The following is a 6,893-nucleotide window of genomic DNA, read 5'->3' on the forward strand; positions in this document are numbered from 1 at the left end:
TTCTACTTCCTTTTTAGGAGCTTTACGACCAAAAATCCAAGACCAAAGGCTGCTAAAAGCGTTGCGATAGGATACTTCTTGGCTGTGTCAACCCCTTTATCAACTACGTCTTTACCTTTTTCAAGCACGTCTTTACCTTTTTCGCCTGCTTTTTCGACAACTTCTTCGCCCATTGCCAAAGGCTTTTGAGAGATTTCTTTGACAAATTCGTATCCTAAATCTAAGGTCAGAAGGAGTGCTGCCTTTAATTCAGCTAAGTCAAAAGACTTACCTTGACTGTTTGAATCACTTTCACGGTAATAAGATTGCATTTATATTTTCCTCCTCTATTATTTACTACTTTTTGTGAGTGCTTTACGTACGAATGAGCGGTTCTCAGACTTCGTGAATATTTTAATATAGTGTTGAAGAGTCCGTCTCACCTCCCATTTTATAACTTTAGAGACACTAAATTTATTAAAAGCTTAAATTATTAGATTAGAATCTCTAATTTTAATTTTAACTTAAATCATAGAATTTTGAAATAAGAGTTATATAATTTATAAGGAAGTTAAGATATTTTTTAGCGAATTTTATCGAGTGTCCGCTTTATTTCTCGAAGAAAATCTACTGTATTGGCAATTTTCTTATTAGGGATGTTGGAAATTAGCGCCAGATCTTTCGTCATAATGCCTTCTCCAATTGTTTTCAATGAAGCTTCCTCTAATTGATTTGCAAACTGAACTAATTCAGGCAAGCCATCGAGTTCTCCACGTTTTCTTAACGCACCAGTCCAGGCAAAAATCGTAGCAATAGAATTCGTCGATGTTTCTTCACCTTTGAGATGCTTATAATAGTGCCGAGTAACTGTACCATGTGCTGCCTCAAACTCGAAATTACCTTCCGGTGATACCAAAACAGACGTCATCATGGCTAAACTTCCAAAAGCAGTCGCTACCATGTCTGACATGACATCGCCATCATAGTTTTTACAAGCCCAAATATATCCCCCTTCGGAGCGAATAACTCGGGCGACTGCATCATCGATTAAAGTATAGAAATATTCGATCTTAGCCTCTTCAAATCTTTCCTTATACTCATGATTATAGATTTCTTGAAAAATATCTTTAAAAGTATGATCATATTGTTTAGAGATCGTATCTTTAGTTGAAAACCATAAATCCTGTTTCACGCCAAGTGCGTAATTAAAACATGAGCGAGCAAAGCTTTCAATGGAACGATCAAGATTGTGCATCCCCATGATGACACCTTTATCTTGAAATTCGAAAATTGTCTGACGAGATTCTTCCCCTTTTTCATTGGTAAAAACAAGCTCGGCCTTACCAGGCTCGCCTACTCTATACTCAACATTTCTATAAATATCACCATAAGCATGACGGGCAATCGTAATCGGTTTTGTCCAAGTGGGTAATAAGGGTTGAATCCCCTTCACAAGAATTGGAGCACGAAAAACAGTTCCATCTAAAATCGCTCTGATAGTCCCGTTAGGACTTTTCCACATCTGTTTAAGATTGTACTCTTCCACCCTTTGAGCATTCGGTGTGATCGTTGCACATTTGACAGCTACACCATATTTTTTATTAGCCATAGCGGCATCAATTGTAATTTGATCCTCAGTTTCATCCCGTTTCTGAAGTCCAAGATCGTAATACTCTGTTTTTAATTCGATGTAGGGTTGAAGCAAAATTTCCTTAATGGATTTCCAGATGATTCGTGTCATCTCATCTCCATCCATTTCGACCAACGGGACATTCATTTGGATTTTCTGCATTATGTTCCTCCTCAGGATTTTAAATTTAGAAGTATAATCGCATTCTACCATAACCTCTGGGCATTTTTCAAAATATCGCTAAAAAAACACCCGCTTCTATCTATAACGGGTTCCGTTCAGAGTTTTAATCTCAAAACGGAACCCGTTTTCTTTGCCAGACCTCTAGTTAGTGACCTTTGCTTGGGGTTGGCGGTGTGGGTGAAGTGGGGCTAGTAGAAGTCGCAGGTGGAGTTGGAATAGTTGGAGTAGTTGTCTGCCCAGGAGCTGCACCGGTTGGTGGAGCTGTTTTATCCGTTGCCGGTTGTCCGCTCGGAGGAGTCGAAGGAGGTGAATTCCCGGTTTGAACATTTGAAGCGGGAGTAGTGGGATCAGTTGAGGTTTGCGAATTTTCGGGTGCAGTGGATTGTGCTCCGTTGAAGGAGTTGGCATAAGGACGATAAGGAGCTTCATCGGAAGGCCAGTTTGCAGATGAATCGCGATCGGGTAAGTTTAAAACCAATCGTCCGGAACTATTTATAACCCAGACATTGCTTACTTCTGTAGGAAGATCTCCCTTCGCGGCAATTTCCGTTTGAATAAATTGAGAAGGAGTTAAGGAGCTCGGTAATAAACCGGATTTGGTGTCAATTTGCCCGCTCACGATACCGTTAGGTTTTTGGAATTCAGTCTGAACTTGCGTACCCTCCAAAGCAGTCGTCATAACCTTTTTCCAAAGGTTAGCTGGGTAGCCCCCTCCAAATACTTGATGAAGATAGTGTTTACCGTCCGGGTCGGAATCATAGCCCATCCAAACAATACCGACATAACTGGGGGTGTAGCCAGCAAACCATGCATCAGGGTTTCCTGTTTTGTTCTCATATTTTTGTGGATCAAGAGAGGTTGTTCCCGTTTTACCGGCCACCGCCCAATTGCCGATTTGTGCTGCGTAAGCGGTTCCGTTGGTAACTACACTTCTCAGCATATCATTGATGATATAAGCTGTCGTGGGTTTCATCACTCGGTTCTTGGTTATTTGCGGAGCGACAACAACAGCACCTGCTGAATCAACAACTTTTTCAAAGGCATGAGGGGTTACGCTAACTCCATTGTCAGCATAGGCTCCATAAGCGGAAGCCATATTTAACGTCGTAACTTGAGGGGTACCCAAGGCAAGACTTAGAACCTTATCTTTTTCCGTTAACGGAAGTCCTAGATTTTTTCCGAATTGCCATCCGTTATTGACGCCAATGAGATTCAACAGCTTAACAGCATAAACGTTAACGGAGTCCTCCAGAGCAAAACGCATCGTAATACGGCCTTTCCAGCCGGCGCTCTCCGTATCAAAATCTTTGGGGCTCCAGGCCGTACCATTCCCTCCGTTATAACTAACGGGCATATCATCGAGAACCGTACCAGGGAAGTAGCCACCCTTCTCAATCGCGGGTCCGTAGACAACCAACGGTTTGATCGTAGAACCTGGCTGTCTTTGGCTCTGCGTCGCTCGATTGAGCCCCATGGGCGTATAATCTCGTCCACCAACAATAGCACGAATCGCTCCGCTGGTCGGATCAAGAACGGTCATTGCACCTTGAATAAGGGTACTATCGACGCTCTTGGGAAAATTGGCAGAATCCTTAAACGCAGCTTCGGCGGTCGATTGAATTTTGGGATCGACGGTAGTATAGATTTTTAAACCGCCATGATAAATTTGATCCGAAGTTATATTGTAATCATTTTCGAGCGTTGTAATGACGTAATCCACAAAGTAAGGGAATTTGTAATCCGATGTTGTGACAACGGCATTCTTTGCTCCGCCATAGGTTTGTTTCATCGTGTCGACATAGGTGAAAGGCTCATCTTTATACTTGGCATAGTCACCCGCTGTAATAATTCCGGAGTCTCGCATTACCCCGAGTACGATCGTTCTGCGGTTCTTGGCCTCGTCGGGATGATAGTAGGGATCATAACCACTTGGGGCCTGAGGCATCCCCGCGAGCATTGCAATTTCCGCTGGGTTCAGTTGATTTAAGTCTTTGCCGAAGTATGTTTTAGCAGCCGCTTGGATACCGTAAGAAGATTCTCCGAGGAAAATTTTGTTGAGATAAAAGGTAAGAATTTCATCTTTGGTGTATTTGTGTTCCAGGACAACAGCCATAATGGCTTCTTGAATTTTACGTGTTAAAGTCTTTGCTGTGGGATCTTGAATAAACGCGTTTCGGGCTAACTGTTGGGTAATCGTGCTGGCGCCTTCTTTTGCACTTTGGGAAAGAATATCGTGGATTGCAGAACCGGCGATTCGAATGGGATCGATCCCAATGTGGCTATAGAAGCGTTTATCCTCGACGGCAACAAAGGTTTTTTTGACAAGGTCTGGGATATCCCCAGACTTCGTGGCGATGCGATTTTCACTGGCATGAAGTTGGGCGATTTGGATTCCATCTTTGTCATAAACGATGGATGCTTGCTTCTGATTAGTTAAATCGGTCGGGTCCCATTCGGGGAGGTTGGTGGCAGCCTTAGCTACAAACAAACCAGCACCCACAACGGATGCTAAAATTAAGGTGGAAAATATCACGAGAAAGGCACGTAATTTAGAAACCTTTCTCCTCCTATCGTTATGATTACGGGTATGAGCCATGTTACGCCTCCGAACAAAACAATTCAGTTCTTTTTTATACGTTTGATTGAAGACAAATAGCTTCCTTTAAAAAGCTTATCTCAAATTTTTCCGTATTGAGTCGATGAATTAAATTATAGCACTTAACCGCGAATATTTTTATGGAAATAATATACAAATACACGGTATGAGCGAAAATCCCGGAACCGTTGCTATAAGCTGGTTTCGGGATTACTCATTCTTATTTAGTTACTCACCGTCAAAGTCTCGCTGGTTAAGAGCTCAATTCCATTGAGTTCTGCTTAGCTGGGTTGTCCATGGGAACTATAGGCAAGCTTATAAAACTCGAAGAGTTGTTTAGCAGACTCACCCCACCCAAGGTGATGAGCAACATTATAAGCATTAGCGATTTCTCGCCGCAGGCTCTTGTCTCTTAGCTTAAATATAGCTTTCTTAAAACTATTTTTATCGTCTGGCATATAAAGTAATCCTGTTGAACCATCAACGATTTGTTCAGAACTTGGCCCCGTTCGGGCTGCTATAACGGGTAATCCTGATGTCATGGCCTCGAGAATGACCAACCCCAATGTATCCGTAATCGAGGGAAAAACAAATACATCTGCTTTTAGAAAACCAAGATCTATTACGGCGTTAAGGCTTCCTACGAGAAGAAATTGGAGAAATTGCTTCCACCTCCACAATAAATATACCATTTATTTGTTAAAGAACCCTTAATTGATCCATTGACCTCACAGTTGATGGCCAAGCGACGGGGATGATGGATTCTAACTCGTCTTTGGAATCGGTATACTTTCTTTGTCTTCATCACGGAGTAACGATAAAGGCTGTTGGTACATATCTTTCACCAAAGATATCTGCCGGTTTATTGATTACTTGGCCTTTATAGACCATGGTGGACGAAGATCCTCCATCGAGATTGGCCGCCGTCTTCGCACCATAATCAAGGAAGACCTGTTGTAGATCGCGTAGTGTGGCACCAACGGTTCCTATTTGTCGGCCATCAATAACTACAAACATTATTGTTCCGTCTGATAACTGCCCTATCCCAGTTCTCGGGTTTACACCCCAGCCTCCATCACCTTTAGTTATTAAGCCTTGCCCATTTTTAACGAGTTGCGGAAAAAAGCTCACGGCATCTCTTACACTCATTTGCATTAATTGGTCCGCACTATATTGTCCCACGATCAGCGTCCCGCTTGAAGATAAGCCTATAATGTCATCTTTCTTGGATCCTATCGTGTTATAAATCAATTGGCTATTCGAAAGGGTTATCCCTGTGGGATAGCCCCCATTGCCCTTGCCATTGGGATCATCAAAGCCTCCTGCATTGATAGCGGCGACTGCATTCAATCGAGAGGCAATTTTGCTAACCATTTCTCCTGATCCGCCTAAGGAAGCTGTCGTTGCTACATGTACCTTTGATGGATCCTTAATTAGCATAACTTTGCCTTTAAATGCACCCATAATGTTACTGCCGCTAATATCTTCTGTGGTAATCCCATCGATCGTAACGGTATTCGTTTTTTGAACTGTAGTCCCTTCAGCACTTATAACTTCATTGCCCTTTTTAAGGATAGAATCAATACTACTTTGTGTTAAGAAAAGACTCAGTACCTGTGGATGTCTAGACGTACTAATCGATCCTACCGCTAGCGTTTTAATTGCACTAAAAGGTCCCCAAAAGACAATAAATGGGGTGATTATGACCGCAAAGATAAGCTGGACTATGGAAAACCTAAAGAGTTTCTTCATGGATAATTTTTTCATCACATTCACCATCTCTTGTTATTTTGCATAGCGCTAGAGTAGTGTAACAGAGATAGTTGTATCTGTTTCACCAGAAATCACTTCGACAATCTCTTGCCCATTTAACGTAATGGAATTACTAGAGCCTTTCATCGTTATCTTCTTTTGGTTGCCATGATCGAGGACAATTGCTTCTTTGGTATCATACAAAACAATTGCGCCATTACTCCTGTATGTTACCTGGTAATCTTTCCAGGGAATATTACCTTCCCATTCCGTGGTTGTCTCCGAATTAACTTTTGTACTAAGCCCTGTGTCTGGGATGCTAAGCACTTTGGTAAGATTTCCATTTGCCAGTACGCCGATCATTACTTTATTACTTTCTTGTCCCAGAAGAACATATTGACTTCCCTTAAATAACTGTTGCCTGGTAGTTTTTTGTTTAACGGCAACGATTTGGGCTACTCCGTTATAGACGAATTGAAAATATAAAGTACCTTGTTCATCCGAGGCGCTAATCCTACTAATTTTTTCCCCCGGATGTGCTAAATCTGCGATATTTCTCATGACGTCTATTTGTAACAATTTTTCGGATGAGCCCGTCTTAACCGTTAAATAAATTAGGTTAGTGTAAGTAGAAAGGCTCATCTGCTGAACAACTCCTCCTTGAGGGTAATTGCTCAGTTTACATTCACTTCTTACAGAATAAGTTGTGTCAGATGACGTCTCCCCACTAAAATCTACCGAATACAATTCCGG

Annotated in this window: 5 protein-coding genes and 1 pseudogene; all 6 read right to left on the bottom strand. The window is 42.0% G+C overall.

Going from position 1 to position 6,893, the window contains the following annotated elements; all coding sequences use genetic code 11:
• Positions 1 to 2: 2 nt before the first annotated feature.
• Positions 3 to 311, bottom strand: a complete 309-nt coding sequence (locus tag VM640_RS07520) for a hypothetical protein (RefSeq protein WP_325390870.1) — start codon at positions 309 to 311, stop codon at positions 3 to 5.
• A gap of 251 nt (positions 312 to 562) precedes the next feature.
• Positions 563 to 1,771, bottom strand: coding sequence for an NADP-dependent isocitrate dehydrogenase (locus tag VM640_RS07525; RefSeq protein WP_325390872.1), 1,209 nt, complete (start codon positions 1,769 to 1,771; stop codon positions 563 to 565).
• Between the two features lie 166 nt (positions 1,772 to 1,937).
• A complete protein-coding gene (locus VM640_RS07530) occupies positions 1,938 to 4,388 on the bottom strand; it encodes a transglycosylase domain-containing protein (RefSeq protein WP_325390873.1) in 2,451 nt (816 codons plus the stop codon).
• A gap of 281 nt (positions 4,389 to 4,669) precedes the next feature.
• Positions 4,670 to 5,068, bottom strand: coding sequence for a glycosyltransferase (locus VM640_RS07535; protein ID WP_325390875.1), 399 nt, complete (start codon positions 5,066 to 5,068; stop codon positions 4,670 to 4,672).
• Between the two features lie 124 nt (positions 5,069 to 5,192).
• Positions 5,193 to 6,155, bottom strand: coding sequence for a phosphodiester glycosidase family protein (locus tag VM640_RS07540; protein WP_325390877.1), 963 nt, complete (start codon positions 6,153 to 6,155; stop codon positions 5,193 to 5,195).
• Positions 6,156 to 6,188: 33 nt separating this feature from the next.
• A pseudogene (locus tag VM640_RS07545) lies at positions 6,189 to 6,893 on the bottom strand (hypothetical protein); the annotation flags it as partial.

This window comes from Desulfitobacterium sp., from assembly GCF_035539115.1.
Classification (GTDB): domain Bacteria; phylum Bacillota; class Desulfitobacteriia; order Desulfitobacteriales; family Desulfitobacteriaceae; genus Desulfitobacterium_A.

What these genes read in the sequence shown, in the direction of transcription:
- VM640_RS07540 (WP_325390877.1), bottom strand. Translation starts at nt 6,155, where the DNA reads ATGAAAAAATTATCCATGAAGAAACTCTTTAGGTTTTCCATAGTCCAG.
- VM640_RS07520 (WP_325390870.1), bottom strand. Translation starts at nt 311, where the DNA reads ATGCAATCTTATTACCGTGAAAGTGATTCAAACAGTCAAGGTAAGTCT.
- VM640_RS07525 (WP_325390872.1), bottom strand. Translation starts at nt 1,771, where the DNA reads ATGCAGAAAATCCAAATGAATGTCCCGTTGGTCGAAATGGATGGAGAT.
- VM640_RS07530 (WP_325390873.1), bottom strand. Translation starts at nt 4,388, where the DNA reads ATGGCTCATACCCGTAATCATAACGATAGGAGGAGAAAGGTTTCTAAA.